Source organism: Flavitalea flava (genome assembly GCF_054461575.1).
The window spans coordinates 48,992-69,313 of record NZ_JBTLQH010000033.1 but is presented as its reverse complement, the minus strand read 5'-3'; the positions used below and the strand labels follow the sequence as shown (position 1 = coordinate 69,313).

Genomic DNA, 20,322 nt, shown 5'->3' with positions numbered 1-20,322 from the left:
TTAATGTAACTTATCGTTTTTTGGTAAGCCACCCGTTCCCTGCCATCCAGCTCCGGCAACGATCCATCCATTCCTCCTTCGAATTTTTGAGATGAAGACCGAAACCGTGGCCGCTATTTTGATAGATATGCAATTCAGCAGGTATATGGTGATCCAGAAGCGCCTGGTAGAAAATAATACTGTTTTGCGGAGACACTCCCGGGTCATCGCCCGCATGGACCAGGAAGGCTGGCGGGGTAGCATCGGTGACCTGCAGGTCATTCGAGTATTCCTTTATTTTTTCGGGAGCAGGGTCCTTGCCGATCAGTTGTTCACAGGAACCCTTAGGACCAAACTTATCGCTGCAAGTAATCACCGGATAAACCAGGATCATAAAATCTGGCCGCAGCGATGTGTTATTTTTGTTTTGGATATATGCCTTTGAAAAATGGGTGCCTGCAGTCGAAGCCAAATGGCCACCTGCCGAAAATCCCATGATGCCGATCCGGTAGGGAAGGATATTCCAGGCCAGCGCCTGTTCCCTGACTACCTTTATCGCCTGTTGTGCATCCTGCAGAGCGCCGATCTCCCGGTCGATCATGGTCTGATCATTGGGAATACGATATTTCAAAAGGATGGCATTTACGCCCATCTCATTGAATTTTTTGGCCACCTCCGCACCTTCATGACCTGCCGCTTCCACCCAATACCCACCTCCGGGACAAATGATAACAGCCGTACCGGTAGACTTTTCTTTGGGTACCAGGAAGAGGGTCAGGTTGGGCCTGGATATTTTGCTGATGATCAATACCCCGTCTTCATTGATCTCAGATTTTTCCTCATTGGGTGATGGTTTGCTGTTGGGAATACTGTCGGGATACAGGGGTATGACTGTTTGTGCCCGGGTAACCTGGCAGAAGGCCATTACGATAACCGATAAGAGTAATGGTAATTTGCAACAATTTTTTATGGAGGATAGCATAATCTCAGGTATTTTCTTTGTTATCAAACATACACTGGAAGGGTCCAGTGGAAAGGTAAAGCTTTGGATCAAATCGATTTTGCCAATGGGAAATCAATGGGGATCTTCGTCAGGCGATATACATAATTGGTAAAGGACATGAGGTTTATCAGGACCATCAGATCCATAAGCCCTCCCTCGGTATAGCCCTGCCCATAAAACGCTGCCAATAATTCTTCCTTTACTTCTCCTTTTTGTTCAATGACGGATTGGATCACCTGGTAGATTACCTTCCATTTTGTTTCTGGAAAGGTCCCTGCGCGGAGTAATAAGGTTTCGTCTTCTTTCCATCCAAATTTCATGGCACTGACCGTGTGAGAGGATAAACAATATTCGCACGCGTTCAATTGGGAAACGATCAGATAAACGGCTTCCCTTTCTTTGGCGTGGAAAGTCCCTTTTGCCTGGGCCTGCACATAAGCCATATAGGAGTTCAGCGCATTTCCCGAATATCCAATGGTGGCGTACAGGTTGGGGACTTTGCCGGAAACCTTTTGCAAATTTGCAAAGGTTACTTGTGCTTCGGCTGAAACTTCGTTAATTCCCGGAACTTTAAAGGGCATAGATTTCTTTTTTGTAGATTTATGACTGAACGGGTTCGTAACAAATATAGCAATGAATTCACTCAAAAAAGGTTCAATTTTTTTATGCCATCTTTAAGAAAAATAAGCAAACCAAAGGAAGACGAATATCCCGCCTATTCCTCCATTTATATGGATCTTGTGGAAGATGATGGCCTTGTTCTTGCCCACCTTCAGGAGAATTTTCTGATGATCAGGAACCTTGTCTATAGTTTGCCGGAAGAAAAATTGATTTATCGTTATGCTCCCGGTAAGTGGACGATCAAAGAGATACTGGTGCATTTGATCGACGATGAAAGGATCTTTGTTTACCGCGCCCTGCGGTTTGCCAGGAACGATAAAACAAAACTGCCAGGTTTTGACCAGGATGCTTTTGCTGCATACAGTCTGGCAGACGACAGAAGCCTGGACAGTATTTTTGAGGAATATGTAGCAGTCCGGAATTCAACTATTGCCTTTTTTAACGGATTACCGCAAGAAAGCCTAATGCGACGGGGAATAGCAGATGGACAACTCAATGAAAGGACAGTCAGAGCGATAGTCTACCATATTGCCGGGCATGAATTAAGGCATTTGAAAATAATTAAGGAACGGTATTTGGGGTAGGGGGCTGATATTTTGAAAAGTTTGAATTTTAAGGAAACCTGAATGGCATGAAAAGATATTTTTTTTGAAAAAAATTCAAACTACACTAGTTCGATTTCCTTATTTGGGTGTTTGAGGTTGGATAATGGAGCCAAGGGAAAAGATGAATTTATTGCTTTAACAATTATAGCAATTCTTTGTAAACAGGTTGAATCTCAAGGAGAAATTCCGATTTATTTTTTCTTATGTGACATGACAGATAAAAGGGCTGCGGCGCGCTCAATTTTATTCAATCAATGGTATGAATCCAGTAATATTGTCAAATGGGAATTGATAAATTATGAATTGCAGGACCCATATGAAAATACAGTCACTTATTATGCCGGGCTTTTCCTTCATTCTGAACATCCAAATTATAGACTTATTCCTGACGCATTTGAAAGGTTTCTAGAAATGGATGTCTCCACTGGTAAGTTCGTGCGAAGGAGGTAAATGAAGCTATTCTCAGAAAAATAGAAAAATATTTAAAAATAGTGTGGATAAGCCGTATTTTAGACAATTAGATAACGGCTATACCCTAACTCTCAAACCTATGCGTTTTTATAAATCCTATTTCCCGATCTTTATTGCCTGTATATTGTTTTTTTCCTGCAGCAAATATGCCCAGATGTACGAGACCAGGGCAAATGTTCCTGTTGTCAAGGAAAACGATCATTTTGTTTTTGAAAACGATACCGTTAAAATCGCGTATGATTTTTGGGCGGATGAAGGACAGATTTCTTTTGAAATATTTAATAAATTATCTATTCCTATATATATAGATTGGAAAAAAAGCTTGTTTTTTGTAAATAATACGAGGTATGATTATTGGTCCGGAGAATCTTACACCCATATCGAATCGTCAGGCGAATACCGGTATTTCCGGGATGGCTGGTTGTCTTCCGGCAATTCCGTCACCATTAAGCCGGAACGGTTCCTGTTCTTAACTCCTCAATCCTTTGTCCGGACGAACAGATTCCGGATTTTTCCGAAAAAATCCCTTTTGGATGACAATAGCCCTTCCGAAGAGATCGTCATTCCCCAGCACCCTACAGTAAAGGCTAATGTAAAATACAAGGAATTCGATATTTCCAACAGTCCTTTGGTTTTCAAGAATTTTATCACGATCGCCCTTGACGAAAAATCAAATAATGAAACCTTTATCGACAATTCTTTCTTTGTAAGTAAAATCAGTCAAATGAAAAGGAAGAAATTTTTTACAGGATCAGTAAGCGTGAACAACAGAATCAGGCTTACATCAACTTTAAAAAACCCGACCTCTTTTTATGTGAATTTGTAGAAATACCAAATTCACCAAAAAAATATGATTTTCTGTTTCTTCACCCTCTTTTCAATATGAATTGCCTTTCCTACTATTAAAGGATCAGTTAAATATTGTTTATCCTTACGTAACAAGCAATTATGAGAAAAATAACAGGAATTATTCTTTCCGTCATCCTTTTCCCTGCCTGTACTGCTTTTAAGACCCCGGAGATAAGGGAGCCAAAAGACATGAAGGTCCGGGTGCTACGTTGGGTCGGTAATCAGCCTGTGGTAAGGATAGAATCCCATTGTTATAATCAGAATGGGCTGGGTTTCACATTTAAAGGTGGGGAGCTGGACCTTAAACTTGAAAATTATCTCCTTGGGCATGCTGTCGTGGATACCAGTTTTTACGTAGAAGCCCATGCGGATTTTATGGTGCCCATTCAATTACAATTGGATGCGGTACGAATGGGAGAGACAGGTATGGATCTTACCAAACCGGTAAGGGTTCGGGTGGATGGCACCATGAAAGGTTATGCCTGGGGGATCACCAGGACGCTGCCGGTTCATTATGATTCAGCGCATGTTATCGACCTGATCATGAATTATCCGGTGGATGGGCAGAAGCAATAGCCCTGGATACAACTATTTATTGGTTAATCAGAATTCTGGTGATAAATTTGATGGTGCAGTATTGCCGCAGCTTCGCAACCTGAAATAATACCTAATACGATAATTAATGAAAATCGGCCGCCCAAAGACCGGTGACGCACCGGACTGGTATTCACATTTTTTCGGTCTGGTTACCGGGGACGACCTGATCGGGGTCTTAGAAAATAACAGACAATATACTGTAGATCTGATCAGCTCCATTCCCCTGGCTGCGGAGGATTTTAAATATGCTGACAATAAATGGACGATCAAACAGGTATTTATTCACCTGGCAGACGAGGAGCGATATTATGCCTACAAAGCATTTTGTTATTCCAGACATACCAATGTATATCTTGAGGTTCCTATGGGAGAAAGGTATACCAAAGACTTCAATTCCGGCGCACGGACGTTAAAAGATATCAGGGAGGAATTTATTACTGTCAGAAATGCTACCATCAGCCTTTTTGCAAGCATGACGCAGGAAATGCTGGATTTTAAAGGCTTTTCTGATAAACCTGTCTACACGGCCAGAAGTTTGGGCTGGTTCGCTGTAGGACACAACCTGCATCATTGCAATCTTATAAAAGAATGGTATTTGATATCTTCTAACAATGAGACCTTCTAACGAGGATTATATGGTCTATTGCCTGCCTCCGCAGAATTACTTAGCCTTACCGATTACCAAGCCCTGGCCGGGGTCCCACTTGTCAAATTCAATGGCCTGAGCAACCCCTTTGGCATAATTCCTGTCGCGTAATTTTTCTACAAGGTGTAATGCGCCATCCATTCCGGCTGCTACGCCTGCAGTAGTAATTACACGGCCATTATCTACAAAACGCGTATTGCTTTCGACCTTTGTGTTCGGATTGGCTTTTGCCAGATTATTAACTTCCTGGTACCAGGTAGTAGCGGAAAGACCATCTAAGATACTGGCTTTGCCTAAAATAAAAGCTCCGGTACAAACCGATAGAATATATTGACTTGATTTTTGCCTTTTCTGTATCCACTTAATTACTTCGGTGTCATTCATAGTAGGGGAAACATTTCCACCGGAAATCACTAATACATCCGCCTCGGGAGCCTCCTGCAAAGAAAATTCAGGCGTCACTGACAGGGAGTTTTGGGTATGGATGTTATTTTTTGTTTTGGATACGGTAAAAACCTTGAATCCGGCAGTTGAAAATATTTCCATGGGTCCTGCAAAATCCAACAGATCAATGCCATCCTGTATATAAAAACAAACAGAAACAGGCTTAACGTTCTGTTCTTTTCTAAATTCTTCCATGGATTTTTTTATCAGCGCCATTCCGCACTTAGTACAGGTGCCTGGTTTATCAAATTCAAGTTTGTCACAATCAGCCCCGCACGAAGGGCAGACATAAATAACCTTGTCCCCGGGCTCCGGAGTCTGGGCATGCAAAGCAGTCAGGTAAGGTAACAGGAGGGCGAATAATAAAATAATATTTCTCATTTCAATCTGTTTGTTTTTGGGTGAATTTGTTGTTATCGGCAGCAAAGCTACAAATATTTGTTTACCTACAAAATTATTTGTAGGTTTGTTTTATGAAAAGGAAAGATCCTAAAGAAGTAAAAAAAATCGAACCCACTAAATCAGAGCTGGAAATTCTTCAGGTGCTTTGGGAACATGGTCCTTCGCCGGTCCGGTTTGTTATGGAAGAGCTGAATAAGAAACGGGAATTAAACTATACTGCTGTTTTGAGGCTAATGCAGCTGATGACCGATAAGGGAATCCTTAAACGTGATAAAAGCCAGATGCAACATGTTTACCTGGTGGTCGAAGAGGAGAAAAAGACAAAAGAACATTTACTGGATAAATTTCTGGATACCTTATACAATGGTTCGGCGGCAAGCCTGATGATGCAATTGGTGGGTAATAAGAAAGCAACAAAAGAAGATCTTAAGAAAATTAAAACGTTGCTGGACAAACTGGAAAAAGAATCCTGAGAACAGGTAGTTATCTAAACGGAAATAATAAATAATGGAAACTTTGTGCCGGGCCATTTTTTTTACGCTGATACACTCGTTGTGGCAGGGGCTTGTTCTGGCTCTTCTGACAGGTTTGATTATGGTTTCTACCAAAAATATATCCGCTTCCCTAAGGTATCATATATTAACAGGGGTACTTTTTCTTTTTGTTGCCCTTGTGATTTATACCCTGGTCATTGAGCTTGACACTGACGATTGGAATAGATCTCAGCCAGTTGCTGCGTCTGGAAGCCATAATTACCTGATAGCCCTCCTTTTCAACACTATTCAACGGCATGTACTATTTTTTGTGGCTGGCTGGTTCACACTGGTTCTTATAAAAGCGCTCAGACTTATCGTGGGATTATATACGATTAAACGCCTGCAAAAGGTAAAAACTTATCCTATAACTCATTTTTGGGAAGAACGCATTCAGAACCTGGCCGAAACTATGAAGATAAAGGGACCAGTCAGATTGTTTGAATCCGGTATCGCAAAGGTACCTTTATTGATCGGCTATTTAAAACCGGTGATTTTGGTACCCATTGGAATGATCAATTCTTTAGATCCGGAACAGGTCGAGGCCATTCTTCTTCATGAACTCGCTCATATAGCCAGAAAAGATTACCTGGTCAACCTAATCCAAAAAATTATTGAAAGTTTACTTTTTTTTAATCCGGCTGTTATCTGGATATCCAGGCTTATCAGATCCGAACGGGAAAATTGTTGTGATGATATTGTTGTCGCTCAGACCCACAACCAAGTAGGTTATATGCGTGCCCTAATCGGTTTTGAAGAATACCGGCATAGTTTGCCTGATCAGGTCATGGCCCTCAATGGAAATACAGAAGGAATTCCGCAGCGTATCGAAAGAATGATCAGTGGAAAAAACCGCTCCCTTCTAAAATTGGAGGTTATCCTACTAAGCCTTATAGCCATTATTTTTGTTACTGTGTCTATTGGTCGTCTTACCAGTCCGGGTATGACAATGCAGGGTATACCCAATGCCATACCGCACGAATCGGTACCTTTACGAATTGACCAAAGCCCTTGCAGCACATGCCCCTATATGCAGAATTGCAATAATTGCCCGAAGGAGTATTCTATGGCTGAATGCCACTGTTCTTCCATGGTACCCATAACCGAGCCTGTCAAACCGATGCCTTTACAGAATTTCTGAAGGAGTTACAGGATTTGTACAGTAAATAAAAGGATTTCCCAAGTTCTTCCGGTCCAGGAAACGCCAGATTTGCGTTAAACTCATTGTAAAATGGATAATACGCAAATGATCAATACACTTTCCGCTTTTTTTGATAGTATAGATGAACGGAACTGGGTAAAAATGAGACGAACCTTGTCAGATACTTTGATATTGGATTCTTCCCCGGTAGGCAGGCCTCTGCGCGAGATGGCTGCCGAAGACCTTGTTGCCCTATCCCGCTCTGTTGGGGGCGGGTTTCAAAATACCTGTCATCACTTTGGGAATTGTATCTATGAGCAAAATGGTGTTCATGGAGAAATTGCCTGTGACCTGATGGCTTTACATTATTTACCTATCGCATCGGGTGCGGACACGTTCGTTCTTTTTCGAAAAATGAAAACAAGATTTTGCAGGCAGGGTGACGGAAGTTGGCTGATCACTCACCTGCAGACTATTAGTGAACAGCAGGCCGGAAATCAGGAACTCCTAAAAATAAGGATAAGTCGATCTTTGAATCATTATTGGCAGACGATTGTTCCTGGAGCATGCCTTTCGCCGGTCAAGGCGGTAACGTCGTGTTATCGGGGAAATCATCTATCATCGAACATTTCAGGTTTAATTCGAATGATTTCTCCGTTTCAAGGTTTGATTGGAAACTTATGCCAACCAATGACCCGGATATTGTTATCGTGCCTTATGACAGAATATCCATTTCTTCAGGCGGAATAGAGCAGACTTCTGTTTGCGCAGCGACCTTCTATTTTGAGAAAGGATTGATCCGAATGGTAATGGATTATGTGTATCCGGTTTTACCCCAAAACGACTTCCTTATTATACTTGGCTCTGTAGTTCAACGGAGATAAACCTGTTATTTTTTTAAAAACCTCTCTGAATGCTTTATCATCTGAATAGCCGACATCATTCATTATTTCAAAAATAGTTTTTCTGCCTTTTTCCAAAGAACTTTTTGCAGCCTCTACTTTTACACGCTGTAAATATTCAACCGGAGTATTACCGGTAGCCTTGATGAAACGTCTGTCAAAATTTCGTCTGCTGGTGGCCAGTTTTGAAGCCAGGTCTTCGAAAGAAATTTTTTCACTCAGATTTTCTTCAATATAGGTTTGTGCTTTGTCAACCATTTCATCGCCATGGTTCTTCTGTGCCTGAAAAATGATAAAGGGTGATTGGGATGTTCTTTCCATATCAATTTCATACATTTTTGCGCAGATAATAGCTGTCTGTCTGTCAAAATATTTTTCAATCAGGAAAAGTATCAGATTCAAAAATGAGTAGGCGCCACCGCTGGTATATATTCCCCGTTCAGCAGTAATGAGTTTTTCGATTTGTAGATTAATATTTGGAAACAGTTGCCTGAAATCGTTAGCCGCAAACCAATGTGTGGAACAACTCTTTCCTTCCAGCAAACCGGTAGCGGCCAGTAAAAATGCACCTGTACAGATACTAGCAATTTCAGCTCCCCTTTTATATTGCTCACTTATCCAGGTAATAAGGTCATTATTCTTTTCAAGTACAGTATCATAATAATTTGAAAGAGAAGGTATAATTGCCAGATCGGTTTGTATAATATCCTTAATGTTTATAGGGAAAACCGAAAAGAAGCCGACATCTAATTTTAATTCTGCCACGAAACCGGCTATGCTGATTTCAATCATAGGTTTGTTTCCGATCTTTTGCCAATACTCATTTGCCCTATTCAGGATTTCAAACGTACCCGTTATGGTGCCCAGGTCAGCGTAACCGTTTGGGACAACTATTGTCACATGCGTCATGGTTATTTTTTTGATAAAAATAAAGGATAATTTAGTCCAAATCAACCCTGCAGAATGTCCATTTGACACCCGGTTATATCCAATTAAAGACAATAATTTTGTCACAAGAGGGTAGTGGCCTCAGCGTTTCCTGCCAGGTAACTTTTCTCTTTTATAAAATGGCTGATCATTCAAAAAAGACCTGTTATCCCGAACATAATTCCTGCAAATAACCAAAAGTATCTGGCGCCCGTAAAATTTCGGAATGCACCATGGCTGGCAATGCTTGCATTAACATAGGTAGTGAAAGCAGTACCCACCGGATAGGTGAAAAAGAAAATGGCCGTCATGGTGCTTTTCATGGATGGCAGTGATTGAGTATATGCATACTCGAGACAGGTTACAACAACCATTACCTCCCTCGCTGTCAATAATAGATAGGCCAATATTTGCCACCAGGCTGAAGGATGCAACCCTGCCTGGATTTTGGCTTCCAATAGGGCGATGATCACAAAACTGCATGCGGTAATAAATAACCCCGAACCAATTTTTCGTAAGGCTGTAACTTTAATTCCGAACTTTTCAATCAGTGGGTAAATACCAAGATCAAGATTCAGCTTGGTGGCCTGCAATACCCACTCAGATTGATTCATATCATACATGCCCCAGAACATCGGGATAAATGCAAAAACAGTTAGTACCCGCCAAAAGGCTTTTTGACCGTCGGCATTTTTGGTAAGGTTGAGGAAGTTGTCTTTGTTAATGCCGCGTGCAGGTACTTTTACATATTTTTTGTTTCAGGCGTAAAATGTAATGGCCGCAATAGCCATTATTATACCCGGGATACCAAAGGCCCATGAAGCGCCAGATTTTTTCAGTATTACAGGGATGAGGATGATACTGAAGGTGGTACCGGCATTGGTACAAAAGTAGAACCAGCCATAACCTTTGCTTATAAGGTGTGAATTTGTGTGATCGAACTGGTCCCCGACATTAGCCGCCACACAGGACTTAATACCGCCGGCTGCAAGGCCTATTACCAGTAAGCCTGCCGTAAAACCCGGTAAGGAGTGATTATTTACTGATAACAACAAATGCCTGAAGGTGTAAATGACCGAACCAATGAGTATTACCCTGTATTTGCCAAAAAACCAGTCGGCTAAGATGGCCCCCAGCAAGGGTGTAAATATACTACTGTTGAAAATGCGTGTGTATAGGCATTCGATCGGGCATTGGCTTCTACCGTCAAACTTTCAATCCCATGAGGATTAAAAAATTGAGTAACCAGAAATATGGATAATACAGATCTCATTCCAAAAAAACTAAGGCGTTCCGAAAATTCATTGCCTAAAATAAAGGAGATGCTTTTGGGAATTCCTGGCTTTACTTTGGCATCCATCATAATAGTCTTCTTCATAAATTAAAAATTTTAACCCCAGATCAATGGTCTGTCGATACCCAGGATGCGTAAATAGGATAAAAACTGGCCGCCATGTACGGCTTCATGATAGGCTATTTTTAACAGGTATTTGCCCAGATTGCTTTTTTGCCCGACATCCTGCCGGACGATTTCCAAACCCTCCAATTCTTCTGGTTTGAAACCTTGAATTGCGGCCAGGAAACCTTCCCGGTACTGTATGGCAAATTCAATTTCTGCGCTGAGGGTGGTGTAGGGCATATTGGCCCAAGGGGAGATGTAATTGCCGATCAATCCCTCCCGGTTAAGAATAACCAGATAGAGATGTTCACTTTCCAAAACATGGCGCACCATTTCAAGTATAGTCATTGCGTCTTTATCGGGGAGCCAGGTATAGAAGTCGGATGGAACGGCTTCCCACAATAGCATGCTTCTTCTTCGGATTTCCTCGAAATGGAGAATTAATAATTTGTTCGGTGACATAGCAGCATAACTCGGTTATGCCACAAAAATGGGGATTTGCAGGGTATTATCTGTTGATGTATGTTAAGGTTTTAATCCTGCTTAACGATTCCGGCTTTATTCCTAAATAGGAAGCAATATGCCGTTGCGTTACCAATTGTTCGATGGCCGGAAACGTTTGCAATAATAATTTATATCTTTCGGTTGCCGAGTCCTGTAACAGAGAAGTTTCCCTTGCGCACTTTTTGAAAAAAAATGAATCTGAAAGACTTATAATTTTAGGCAAACTATTGTTGGATTTCGATGATTTAATCACTATATTAATGAATAAATAAAAATAATTTTATTTATTTAATATTTCCAGGCCGTTTTTTTTGTTAAAACCTGTAACTTTGTACCTCTTCAGGAAAACGGTGCACCATAACTCTCGGGTTTTTATTCTTTACTGTCTTGATTATTAAAAGGAAGTCGACTTCATTACAGGGTAGGTAATTTATTATATTAATATTAAAACAGGACCATGAGCAAAATTACAGTAAAAGACGGAACAGAAATTTATTACAAAGATTGGGGAACAGGTCAACCAATTGTTTTTCATCACGGCTGGCCTTTATCCGGCGATGATTGGGATGGGCAAATGATGTTTTTTCTAAAACATGGATTCAGAGTAATTGCCCATGATCGCAGAGGACATGGAAGGTCTACCCAAGCTTCCAATGGACATGACATGGATACCTATGCAGCAGATGTTTCGGAGCTTACCAAAGCGCTCGATCTGAAAGAAGCCATCCATATTGGCCACTCGACCGGTGGGGGTGAAGTCATCCGATATGTTGCGAAACATGGGAAAGGCCGCGTAGCTAAAGCTGTATTGATAAGTGCGGTTACTCCGATCATGGTAAAAAACGAAAACAATCCGGAAGGTGTCCCTTTATCAATATTCGATGAAATACGTGAAGGTACAGCAACAAAACGCCCCCAATATTTTCAGGATTTTACTATTCCGTTTTATGGGTATAATCGTGAAGGGGCAAAAATATCACAGGGCATCAGGGATAACTGGTGGCGCCAGGGAATGATGGGCGGAATAAAAGCGCATCATGATGGAATTAAAGCTTTTTCAGAAACAGATTTTACAGAGGATCTTAAAAGTGTGGATTTGCCGGTACTCGTTCTCCATGGCGAAGATGACCAAATAGTTCCTTTTCAAATTTCTGCGGTAAAGGCTGTAAAACTTCTGAAAAATGGGAAACTTATATCCTATCCGGGTTTTCCTCATGGGATGCCAACCACGGAAGCGGCAACTATAAATGCAGACCTATTGGCATTTATTAAATCTTAACGAAATATACGTATTGGTTAATTAATTATATGTATTAGCCTATTAAGGATAAGAGATATAAAAGGCTGTCATCATTTTTGGTGGCAGCCTTTTTACTTACTACCATCCGGGGAATCATACATTATAAATGTGTGAATAATATAACCTTTTCATTTAATTATATAACATAAGAAGTTTAGTTCTGCGAAGGTGTTGTGATTGCGGTATTTTACACGGGAGTTATGTATATTTATAAGTTTTGCATAAGGGTTACTTAATTTTATATATGCCTTCCAACGAACTTCTGGTATTACTTGCCGATGACGACATAGATGATTGCCTCTTCTTCAAAGAAGCGCTGGAAGATCTGCCAATAGCCACAAGTCTTACCATTGTCAATGATGGGGATCAGTTAATGAAGTTGCTTATAAAAAATTCAAGCCAGCTTCCTCATGTCCTTTTTTTGGATATAAATATGCCTCGCAAAAATGGTTTTGAATGTTTAACTGAAATAAAGCGTAACGACAAATTAAAAGCGATTCCTGTAATAATGTATTCAACCTCCTCCCAGCAGGATGTAATGGACCGCTTATATCAGGAAGGTGCCCGGCATTTTATCCGAAAGCCGTTCGATTTCCAGGAATTCAAAAGAGTAATCCATAACTCACTTTCCCTTATAATGCAGGAGAACAGCTTGCCCGGAACAAAAAATAATTTTATTCTAACAGCATAAAATGGATAGAGTAAATAAATCATTTGAAGAGCAGTTAATGCAGGTTCGTGAAGAACTGTCCTTTGAAAAAGATGAGAAGGCGAAGTTATTCGTAGAGCTGATAGTGGCCCGAAATGAACTTTCCTTTCAAAAAGAAGAGAGAGGAAAAAGGGCAGCTGAGCTTGGCGTTGCTAATATAGAACTTGCTTTTGAAGATGGGGAAAAAGAAAAGCGGGCAGTGGAGCTAAGCATTGCGAACATAGAACTTGTCTTTCAAAACGGAGAAAAGGAAAAACGAGCCGCAGAATTAATTATTGCCAATAAAGAACTGGCTTTTCAAAACGAAGAGAAAGAAAAGCGGGCAGTGGAGTTAAGCATTGCGAACATAGAACTTGTCTTTCAAAACGGAGAAAAGGAAAAACGAGCCGCAGAGTTGATCATTGCTAACCAGGAACTGACTTTTCAGAACGGAGAGAAAGAAAAACGTGCAGCAGAATTAATTATTGCTAATGAAGAACTGGCCTTTCAAAACGAAGAGAAAGGAAAGCGGGCTGAGGAATTAGTCATTATTAACACTGAACTGCTTGCATTCAATTATATATCCAGCCATGATTTGCAGGAGCCCTTACGCAAAATACAGATTTTAGCGGGGCGAATTCTTGAGAAAGAGAATCAAAATCTGTCCGACACGGGAAAAGATTATTTCCATCGAATACAATCTGCCGCTGGAAGAATGCGCCAACTCATCGAAGATTTACTTGCTTACTCCCGTACGAATATTGCAGAACGAAAATTTGAAAAAATCGACTTGCATTTACTTTTAGAAGAAGTTAAAGCCGAACTTAAAGAAAATATTGAAGAAAAAAAGGCGATTATTGAAGCAATCGGGATGTGCGAGGTAAGCGTCATCCCTTTTCAGTTTCGCCAACTCATGCACAATCTTCTGCGTAATGCGCTCAAATTTTCAAGCCCCAACCGGCCGCCTCATATACGTATAAAGAGCCTGATTTTAAAAGGGAGTAAATTGAACAATGAAAAATTGGCGGGTTCGAAAAATTATTGCCATATCAGTGTTGCCGATAACGGCATTGGCTTCGAGCCGGAGTATAAAGATCGGATCTTTGAGGTATTTCAAAAACTTCATAATAAAGAAATATATGAAGGCACTGGCATAGGCCTTTCCATCGTAAAAAAAATAGCCGAAAATCACAACGGCATCGTCACGGCCACCAGTCAACTGGATGAGGGAGCTACTTTTAATATTTACATCCCGGCAATTGAAAATTAACTTAGTATAAGGAAAACTCTTTTCCTTTATTCCTGGCAACATATGGTTTGGCCTAAATTGTATAAAAAATGTCATTTGTGCCATCACCTTAAGGACTTACATTTGCCCTGTATAAGGAGTTTTGTATCCCATATACCTAAAGGGAATGGAGCAGATGTAATCTTTACCGGATATGCCAAAAGAAAAAAAGAAACTGATCGTAGTCATACCCATGCCGGGAATTTTCCTCCTGGATATAGCCGGACCCTGTGACGTATTCATGGCCGCCGACAGAACCCTGAGTGAAAATCCGGGAACCAGTAGTGCAGGATATGAACTTTTACTCGCATCACCGGTCGATACCAAAAAGATTGTTACCAGGAGTGGCATCGCCATAGATTGCCCGGTCCTGGTATCGGAGATCGACAGGTCCATCGATACGCTGATCGTCGCTGGTTTCTCCAGGGTGCAACTTCAAAGCGGGCATCCTTTCTTTTTATGGCTGAAGCATATATATCCAAAAGTCCGTCGCATCGGGTCTGTTTGTATAGGCACCTATGCATTGGCCGAAGCTGGTATCCTGAATGGCAAACAAGCGACGACTCACTGGGAGTTTAGCCAGGAGTTCCAGTTCAAATACCCTGAGGTCAAAGTGGACACTAATCCATTTTATACGCGGGACGGAAACGTATACACCTCCGGTGGAGTAGCGTCCGGCATCGACCTGGCGCTGGCCCTTGTGGAAGAAGACTATGGACGTGATGTGGCCTTGAACACGGCCCGTAAGCTGGTATTGCCTCTAAAACGTCCGGGTTATCAGTCACAGTTCAGCACATTACTACAGGTCCATAGCCTCGAAAACTCGATTGCAGGCAAACTTCATCCCTGGCTGATCCGGCGCCTGGCCGAAGAGTTAAGCGTAGAACACCTGGCGGAACACAGCAACATGAGCGTACGCAATTTTACCCGTGTATTTTTGAAGGAAACCGGGCTCACTCCTGCCAAATTTGTTGAAAAACTTCGTGTCGAAGTCGCCCGCAAATACCTGGAAGACAGCGACCTCACGATGGAGCAGATTGCGGTGAAATGCGGTCTCGGCGGTTTCGTATCCATGCGTCGGACTTTCATCCGGAATATGATGGTTTCACCCAGTGATTACCGTCGTTCTTTCAGGACATCCCTTCAAACCCTGGCATAAAAATTTTAAAACATATCATCATGAAAATAGCTATCAATGGATTCGGACGCATAGGAAGAATGACCCTAAGAGCGCTCCAGGATAAACAAGCAGTTGAAGTAGTCGCCATCAACGACCTCACTGAGATAGGTCTGCTCACGCATCTCTTTAAATATGACACTTCTCATGGGAAATTTCCCGGAACAGTAGTACAGAAAGATAACAACCTTGTTGTTAACGGAAAACCGATCCTTCTCCTGAGTGAAAAGGATCCTGAAAAATTACCCTGGGAAGAACTGGAGATTGACGTTGTGATAGAATCTACCGGCCGCTTCACGGAAAGGAGCAAAGCTCAGCTGCACCTTAAGGCCGGTGCTAAAAAAGTACTGATCACCGCCCCTGCCACCGGCAATGTAAAGACGATCGTAGCAGGGGTAAACAACGATTGGATAACTGAAGAGGATGAGATACTCTCTACCGCTTCCTGCACGACCAACTGTATTGCACCGTTATTATACCTGTTGGATAAAGAATACGGAATAGCTTCGGGCTTTATGAGCACCATCCATGCCTTTACCATGGACCAGATGCTGCAGGATGGCCCGCACAAGGATTATAGAAGAGCACGCGCAGCCACCCAATCCATCATTCCCACCACTACGGGCGCTGCAAAAGCTATCGGAGACGTGTTGCCCGGATTAAAAGGCAAGCTGGATGGGTTCTCTTATCGCGTACCGGTTATTGACGGCTCTCTGGCCGATATGTCCATCAACCTGGTAAAGGAGGCTTCCGCTGCTGAAATGAACGAGTTTTTCCGGTATCATGCATCCTCCTCGTTAAAAGGTATTTTGGAATACACCGAAGAACCTTTTGTTTCTGCCGATATATTAGGCAATACGCATTCCTCTATTATTGACGGTACTTTAACCCGCAACATCGGGAAGCTGGTAAAAGTAGTGGCCTGGTATGACAATGAAGTAGGGATCTCCAACAGGCTTGCCGAACTGACAGTGGATCTGGCAAGTATGAGCACTGTCCCGGCTTAAGGTTATTTCGGGCGTTTGTAGTAATTTGTCAAAATTTAAGTATGAAAACGGATTATTCAAAAAAAGCGACAAATCAAGAGATCAGGGAAAGGTTTGACAAGGACACCGTACGTTTTTCTAACCTGGAAACAGGCCAGCAAACTACCATTGACGCGCCGATAACTATGGAGTTATGCACGGAAGCTGCAAGATATACTAACTCCCATGCGACGGATCTGCTGGATATAGGTTGCGGAGCAGGTAATTACACCTTGAAGATGTTGAATAAGGTTCCAAATCTGAACTGTGTTCTGAATGATTTGAGCATGCCCATGTTACAAAAAGCCAAAGAAAGGGTTTTGCCGCAAACGGAGGGGACGGTTACTATAATTCAGGATGACATGCGAAACCTGGACCTGTTGGACAACCATTTTGATATTATTCTTGCTGCCGCCACCCTGCATCATTTACGGGATGATGACGACTGGGAATTGATGTTTAACAAAATTTATAGAACGCTAAAGCCAGGCGGTAGCTTTTGGGTGTCTGATCTGATCGCCCATCAGTCCAAATTTATCAATAAGTTATTTGAGGACAAGTATAGCCGCCATTTGGAGGGGCTGGGTGGCCCTGAATATCGACAGAAAGTATTGGATTATGTAAATTATGAGGATACTCCCCGTTCGCTGAATTATCAGCTTGGATTGCTTGCTAAGGTTGGATTTAGTACCATAGATGTCTTACATAAGAACTCCTGCTTTGCTGCGTTTGGCGCTATAAAATAAAGGGAAAAATTGGATAGGCGCAAGAGAATAGATTTAAAATGTGATCACCTCAGCCCCCGGGTAACGGCGCGCAGGATAATTTCCCGCGCTTGTCGGCCTTCCGGTGTCGGCATCACGGCATAGTTATGTACCTGGCCCCTTCGGAGATGAAGCTCGACCGCCACACCTGCCGCCCTTGCCTTTACAGCCAGATCGATGCTGTCGGGATGGAGAAGGTCGAGCGTACCGGAGAACACTATCATCGGTGCCAGCCCGCGTAAATCGCCATTCAACGGGCTGATATACGGATGGGCAAGACCCAGGTCACCCGCGTAGAGACGCGCCCCCTCAAGGGTACCCGGAATATCGAGAAGAGGGTCGCAGGCAGCAATCTCCATCCTGTCCGGGCGATTGATTAAGGCATTTATTCCGGGTGAGATCAGCACCAGCCCATTAGGTTGCGGGTATCCGGAATTTCGTAGCCATTGCGCTGCTGCAAGCCCTAGCCCTGCACCGGCCGAATTGCCGATCACTATGACCTTTGCCGGGCCGGCATCTTCCAGAACCTTCCGTAAAAGGTCGCCCATGGCCGGAACGACATCCTTTGCGGTGCCCCGGGGAGCCAGAGGAAATATGGGAACAACGCAACGGACACCGGCCTTACGGGTCAGGTAACCGATGAAGCGCCAATGGGCGCGAACGATCTCGTTGATGTAGCCGCCACCATGCAGGAAAAGTATATAATTGCCAGCTTCTGAATTTGCTGAAGGTGCGGTATAATAGACAGGCCACCCCGCCACGTTCTTCAAGGTCACTTGCACCTCACGACCCAGACCCTTCGGTTCATGGGAAGGCGGCCGCAAGGCTAATTTACGCACTTGCTCCTGCACTGCGGCAGCGGACGCCGTACGCTGCTTTATAGGAAGAAGTCTTAGCAGACTATTGATGCATCGGCTCTGCCAGCTTGGCCTGGCATCGTTTGGTTGCAACCCTGGAAGGATTAGTTTTTTGTCACCCATAATGTGGTTGGCGGTTTTAAAAATTACTGCACAACTATTTACTGACATAGGATTTCGGATTTTCACAGCACAAAAAGATTTCACTGATTCCAATTGCCCAATTTTCGTGAACCATATGTTTTGGTTGAGTTAAATAAAAGCCCAGCTTTTCATAAAATTGCTGTATATCCAGTGTGTCAGAAGTCTGTCCTCTTTCTGTATTCTTCATAATTAAAATTGATTCAGCAAAAGTATCTGGGAAAAAAAGCCCAAACATTGACAAATGATAAAAAATCAGGGGGATAAAAGCCGAAATGGAAAATGGACAAATATTCTTATATTGCATAAGGGCAATAGCAATATAAAAAGGCGGGATGAAAGGTATTTAAATAGCTTACCAGGCAACTTCACAGACAAAAATTTTTGACAAAATGAACAAGACATCCATATTCACTTTAGGTCTTGTCACTTCATTCTGTTTGGGTTTCGCCTTCAAGACAATATTTGTCAAACAAAATAATCCTAACACGACAAAAATGAAAAAGGTAACAGGAATAGGTGGTATCTTTTTTAAATGCAAAGACCCCCTTAAAATGAATGAATGGTACAAAACGCATTTAGGTTTTGACACCAACCAATATGGGGCGAATTTTGAGTGGCGACAAGATGCCGACCCGACAAAAAAAGGATCTACTCAATGGAGTCCATTTGCTGAAACAACAAAATATTTTGAGCCTTCAACAAAAGACTTTATGATAAACTATAGAGTTGAAAATTTAGAAGTTCTTGTAGAGCAACTTAAAAATGAAGGAGTAACAATCGTAGACAAAATTGAGGCTTTTGAATATGGCAAATTTATTCATATTATTGACCTTGAAGGCAATAAGGTTGAACTTTGGGAGCCTAAAGATGTTGAGTAGGATTATTGATACTATTTGTCCAAATTATGATATAAAGTGTAGCGTTAATCCGGTGGCATTCGAATAAATTTAAGTTCCAATCTGTAAAAAGATTAAAATTTTGAATGGCCAATGAAAAAACAACTGCTTTTTTGTTTAGTAGCCCTTGCGCTTTCCCGCGCCGGCCTGGCGCAGATCGAACCGCAAAATGTATCACAAACGGCTCCGCAAGTTCCCTTTAATTCAAAAAGCCCCTTTGTGCATGATCCGGTGATGGCAAAAGACGGCGATACGTACTATGTCTTTGGGACCGGCATTGGTATCAGCACTTTGTATTCAAAGGATCTGATTACCTGGCAAAAAGGCAAACCGTTATTTGACAAAATACCGGTTTGGGTAAAAGAAGCACTTCCGGATTTTACGAGCAACGATATCTGGGCGCCCGATATCATTTATTACAAAGGCCAGTTTCATCTCTTTTATGCCTGCAATGCCCTGCCGGGAAAGCCTCATGCTGCCATTGGCCACGCCACCAACCCCACGCTCAATCAAAATAGCCCACAGTACAGGTGGACAGACCAGGGTAAGATTGTGCAGTCTGTATTGAATCGTGATCTCTGGCAGGCTATTGATCCCAACCTGGTCGTAGATGAGCAGGGGACGCCATGGCTTTTCTTTGGTTCATTTTGGGATGGCATCAAAGCCGTGAAAATGACCGATGACCTGATGAGATTTGCCTGGCCGGAAGAATGGCATTCCATTGCCCGCCGACCCAGTACACAGAAACTCTATGCATACGGTTTGCAAGACAGCCAGATTGAAGGCGCTTTCGTCTATAAACACGGAGATTTTTACTATTTATTTGTATCGTTCGATATGTGCTGCCGTGGCTTGAACAGCAATTACCACATCGTGGCCGGTCGGTCCAAATCAGTGACTGGCCCTTATTTAGACAGAGCAGGCTATTCGATGCTGGACGGAGGAGGCACCGAGATAGCTATTGGAGATGGGAAGAAATGGGCGGCTCTTGGACACAATTCCGTATATAACATCAACGGCAAGGATTATCTTTTTGCACACGGCTATTCCATTCCGGACAGAGGTGCTTCCGAACTGATTGTAACGGAACTGAAATGGGATGGGAATGGGTGGCCGATCGTTGAGCTACGATAATTGAGGCTACCTTCGGGGAGGAGGGG

26 protein-coding genes are annotated in these 20,322 nt (G+C 42.4%); 16 read left to right on the top strand and 10 right to left on the bottom strand.

Translation table 11 applies throughout. The features are described from left to right. Positions 1 to 10: 10 nt before the first annotated feature. Positions 11 to 961: an alpha/beta hydrolase gene (locus tag ACX0G9_RS23395; RefSeq protein ID WP_459067390.1), complete on the bottom strand. Its 951-nt coding sequence runs from the start codon at positions 959 to 961 to the stop codon at positions 11 to 13. A 68-nt stretch (positions 962 to 1,029) separates the two neighbouring features. Next, on the bottom strand, positions 1,030 to 1,563 hold the full coding sequence (locus tag ACX0G9_RS23390; protein WP_459067389.1) for a carboxymuconolactone decarboxylase family protein: 534 nt from the start codon (positions 1,561 to 1,563) through the stop codon (positions 1,030 to 1,032). An 84-nt stretch (positions 1,564 to 1,647) separates the two neighbouring features. Here ACX0G9_RS23390 and ACX0G9_RS23385 point away from each other — a divergent pair, with 84 nt between their 5' ends. The 5 genes from ACX0G9_RS23385 (at position 1,648) to ACX0G9_RS23365 (ending at position 4,750) form a co-directional block, all read left to right on the top strand. Then, on the top strand, positions 1,648 to 2,187 hold the full coding sequence (locus ACX0G9_RS23385) for a DinB family protein (RefSeq protein ID WP_459067388.1): 540 nt from the start codon (positions 1,648 to 1,650) through the stop codon (positions 2,185 to 2,187). A gap of 111 nt (positions 2,188 to 2,298) precedes the next feature. Then, positions 2,299 to 2,658 carry a DUF6169 family protein gene (locus ACX0G9_RS23380; RefSeq protein ID WP_459067387.1) on the top strand — a complete coding sequence of 120 codons (360 nt, stop codon included), beginning with the start codon at positions 2,299 to 2,301 and terminating at the stop codon, positions 2,656 to 2,658. 100 nt (positions 2,659 to 2,758) lie between these two features. Beyond that, on the top strand, positions 2,759 to 3,505 hold the full coding sequence (locus ACX0G9_RS23375; RefSeq protein WP_459067386.1) for a hypothetical protein: 747 nt from the start codon (positions 2,759 to 2,761) through the stop codon (positions 3,503 to 3,505). A gap of 122 nt (positions 3,506 to 3,627) precedes the next feature. Then, positions 3,628 to 4,104, top strand: coding sequence for an LEA/WHy family protein (locus tag ACX0G9_RS23370; RefSeq protein ID WP_459067385.1), 477 nt, complete (start codon positions 3,628 to 3,630; stop codon positions 4,102 to 4,104). Positions 4,105 to 4,210: 106 nt separating this feature from the next. Beyond that, positions 4,211 to 4,750: a DinB family protein gene (locus tag ACX0G9_RS23365; protein WP_459067384.1), complete on the top strand. Its 540-nt coding sequence runs from the start codon at positions 4,211 to 4,213 to the stop codon at positions 4,748 to 4,750. 36 nt (positions 4,751 to 4,786) lie between these two features. Here the strand turns inward: ACX0G9_RS23365 and ACX0G9_RS23360 are convergent, their stop codons facing one another. After that, positions 4,787 to 5,596: a DJ-1/PfpI family protein gene (locus tag ACX0G9_RS23360; protein WP_459067383.1), complete on the bottom strand. Its 810-nt coding sequence runs from the start codon at positions 5,594 to 5,596 to the stop codon at positions 4,787 to 4,789. Between the two features lie 92 nt (positions 5,597 to 5,688). Here ACX0G9_RS23360 and ACX0G9_RS23355 point away from each other — a divergent pair, with 92 nt between their 5' ends. The 3 genes from ACX0G9_RS23355 (at position 5,689) to ACX0G9_RS23345 (ending at position 8,041) form a co-directional block, all read left to right on the top strand. Continuing rightward, positions 5,689 to 6,090, top strand: a complete 402-nt coding sequence (locus ACX0G9_RS23355; protein WP_459067382.1) for a BlaI/MecI/CopY family transcriptional regulator — start codon at positions 5,689 to 5,691, stop codon at positions 6,088 to 6,090. 34 nt (positions 6,091 to 6,124) lie between these two features. After that, positions 6,125 to 7,291 carry a M56 family metallopeptidase gene (locus ACX0G9_RS23350; protein ID WP_459067381.1) on the top strand — a complete coding sequence of 389 codons (1,167 nt, stop codon included), beginning with the start codon at positions 6,125 to 6,127 and terminating at the stop codon, positions 7,289 to 7,291. Positions 7,292 to 7,381: 90 nt separating this feature from the next. Continuing rightward, positions 7,382 to 8,041, top strand: a complete 660-nt coding sequence (locus tag ACX0G9_RS23345) for a nuclear transport factor 2 family protein (RefSeq protein ID WP_459067380.1) — start codon at positions 7,382 to 7,384, stop codon at positions 8,039 to 8,041. Positions 8,042 to 8,121: 80 nt separating this feature from the next. On the opposite strand, the gene ACX0G9_RS23340 is transcribed toward ACX0G9_RS23345, so the two are convergent. From ACX0G9_RS23340 to ACX0G9_RS23320, 5 genes are all read right to left on the bottom strand, one after another. Then, positions 8,122 to 9,102, bottom strand: a complete 981-nt coding sequence (locus ACX0G9_RS23340; RefSeq protein ID WP_459067379.1) for a GlxA family transcriptional regulator — start codon at positions 9,100 to 9,102, stop codon at positions 8,122 to 8,124. Positions 9,103 to 9,272: 170 nt separating this feature from the next. Beyond that, entirely contained in the window at positions 9,273 to 9,845 is a 573-nt protein-coding gene (locus ACX0G9_RS23335) for a POT-type proton-dependent oligopeptide transporter (RefSeq protein WP_459067395.1), read from the bottom strand. Between the two features lie 33 nt (positions 9,846 to 9,878). Further along, entirely contained in the window at positions 9,879 to 10,259 is a 381-nt protein-coding gene (locus ACX0G9_RS23330) for a POT-type proton-dependent oligopeptide transporter (RefSeq protein ID WP_459067378.1), read from the bottom strand. Next, the gene (locus ACX0G9_RS23325; protein ID WP_459067377.1) at positions 10,241 to 10,498 is read right to left on the bottom strand and encodes a hypothetical protein; all 258 of its coding nucleotides are present in this window, start codon (positions 10,496 to 10,498) and stop codon (positions 10,241 to 10,243) included. The genes ACX0G9_RS23330 and ACX0G9_RS23325 overlap by 19 nt, the downstream gene beginning before the upstream one ends. Positions 10,499 to 10,510: 12 nt before the next feature. Next, positions 10,511 to 10,981, bottom strand: coding sequence for a DinB family protein (locus tag ACX0G9_RS23320; protein ID WP_459067376.1), 471 nt, complete (start codon positions 10,979 to 10,981; stop codon positions 10,511 to 10,513). Between the two features lie 499 nt (positions 10,982 to 11,480). Here ACX0G9_RS23320 and ACX0G9_RS23315 point away from each other — a divergent pair, with 499 nt between their 5' ends. The 6 genes from ACX0G9_RS23315 (at position 11,481) to ACX0G9_RS23290 (ending at position 17,247) form a co-directional block, all read left to right on the top strand. After that, positions 11,481 to 12,302 (top strand): alpha/beta fold hydrolase, encoded by an 822-nt coding sequence (locus ACX0G9_RS23315; RefSeq protein ID WP_459067375.1) that lies wholly within the window; start codon positions 11,481 to 11,483, stop codon positions 12,300 to 12,302. Between the two features lie 265 nt (positions 12,303 to 12,567). After that, positions 12,568 to 13,014 (top strand): response regulator, encoded by a 447-nt coding sequence (locus ACX0G9_RS23310; protein WP_459067374.1) that lies wholly within the window; start codon positions 12,568 to 12,570, stop codon positions 13,012 to 13,014. 1 nt (position 13,015) lies between these two features. Beyond that, complete coding sequence (locus ACX0G9_RS23305; RefSeq protein ID WP_459067373.1) at positions 13,016 to 14,281, top strand: sensor histidine kinase; 1,266 nt, start codon at positions 13,016 to 13,018, stop codon at positions 14,279 to 14,281. A gap of 172 nt (positions 14,282 to 14,453) precedes the next feature. Beyond that, positions 14,454 to 15,458, top strand: coding sequence for a GlxA family transcriptional regulator (locus ACX0G9_RS23300; RefSeq protein ID WP_459067372.1), 1,005 nt, complete (start codon positions 14,454 to 14,456; stop codon positions 15,456 to 15,458). A gap of 20 nt (positions 15,459 to 15,478) precedes the next feature. Beyond that, positions 15,479 to 16,483 carry a type I glyceraldehyde-3-phosphate dehydrogenase gene (gap, locus tag ACX0G9_RS23295; RefSeq protein WP_459067371.1) on the top strand — a complete coding sequence of 335 codons (1,005 nt, stop codon included), beginning with the start codon at positions 15,479 to 15,481 and terminating at the stop codon, positions 16,481 to 16,483. Between the two features lie 41 nt (positions 16,484 to 16,524). Beyond that, a complete protein-coding gene (locus ACX0G9_RS23290) occupies positions 16,525 to 17,247 on the top strand; it encodes a class I SAM-dependent methyltransferase (RefSeq protein ID WP_459067370.1) in 723 nt (240 codons plus the stop codon). 44 nt (positions 17,248 to 17,291) lie between these two features. Here the strand turns inward: ACX0G9_RS23290 and ACX0G9_RS23285 are convergent, their stop codons facing one another. Then, the gene (locus tag ACX0G9_RS23285; RefSeq protein WP_459067369.1) at positions 17,292 to 18,245 is read right to left on the bottom strand and encodes an alpha/beta fold hydrolase; all 954 of its coding nucleotides are present in this window, start codon (positions 18,243 to 18,245) and stop codon (positions 17,292 to 17,294) included. Positions 18,246 to 18,279: 34 nt separating this feature from the next. Beyond that, entirely contained in the window at positions 18,280 to 18,570 is a 291-nt protein-coding gene (locus ACX0G9_RS23280) for a hypothetical protein (protein WP_459067368.1), read from the bottom strand. An 85-nt stretch (positions 18,571 to 18,655) separates the two neighbouring features. On the opposite strand from ACX0G9_RS23280, the gene ACX0G9_RS23275 reads away from it, so the two are divergent. After that, positions 18,656 to 19,144, top strand: a complete 489-nt coding sequence (locus ACX0G9_RS23275) for a VOC family protein (RefSeq protein ID WP_459067367.1) — start codon at positions 18,656 to 18,658, stop codon at positions 19,142 to 19,144. A gap of 111 nt (positions 19,145 to 19,255) precedes the next feature. Next, complete coding sequence (locus ACX0G9_RS23270; RefSeq protein WP_459067366.1) at positions 19,256 to 20,296, top strand: family 43 glycosylhydrolase; 1,041 nt, start codon at positions 19,256 to 19,258, stop codon at positions 20,294 to 20,296. Positions 20,297 to 20,322: the final 26 nt, after the last annotated feature.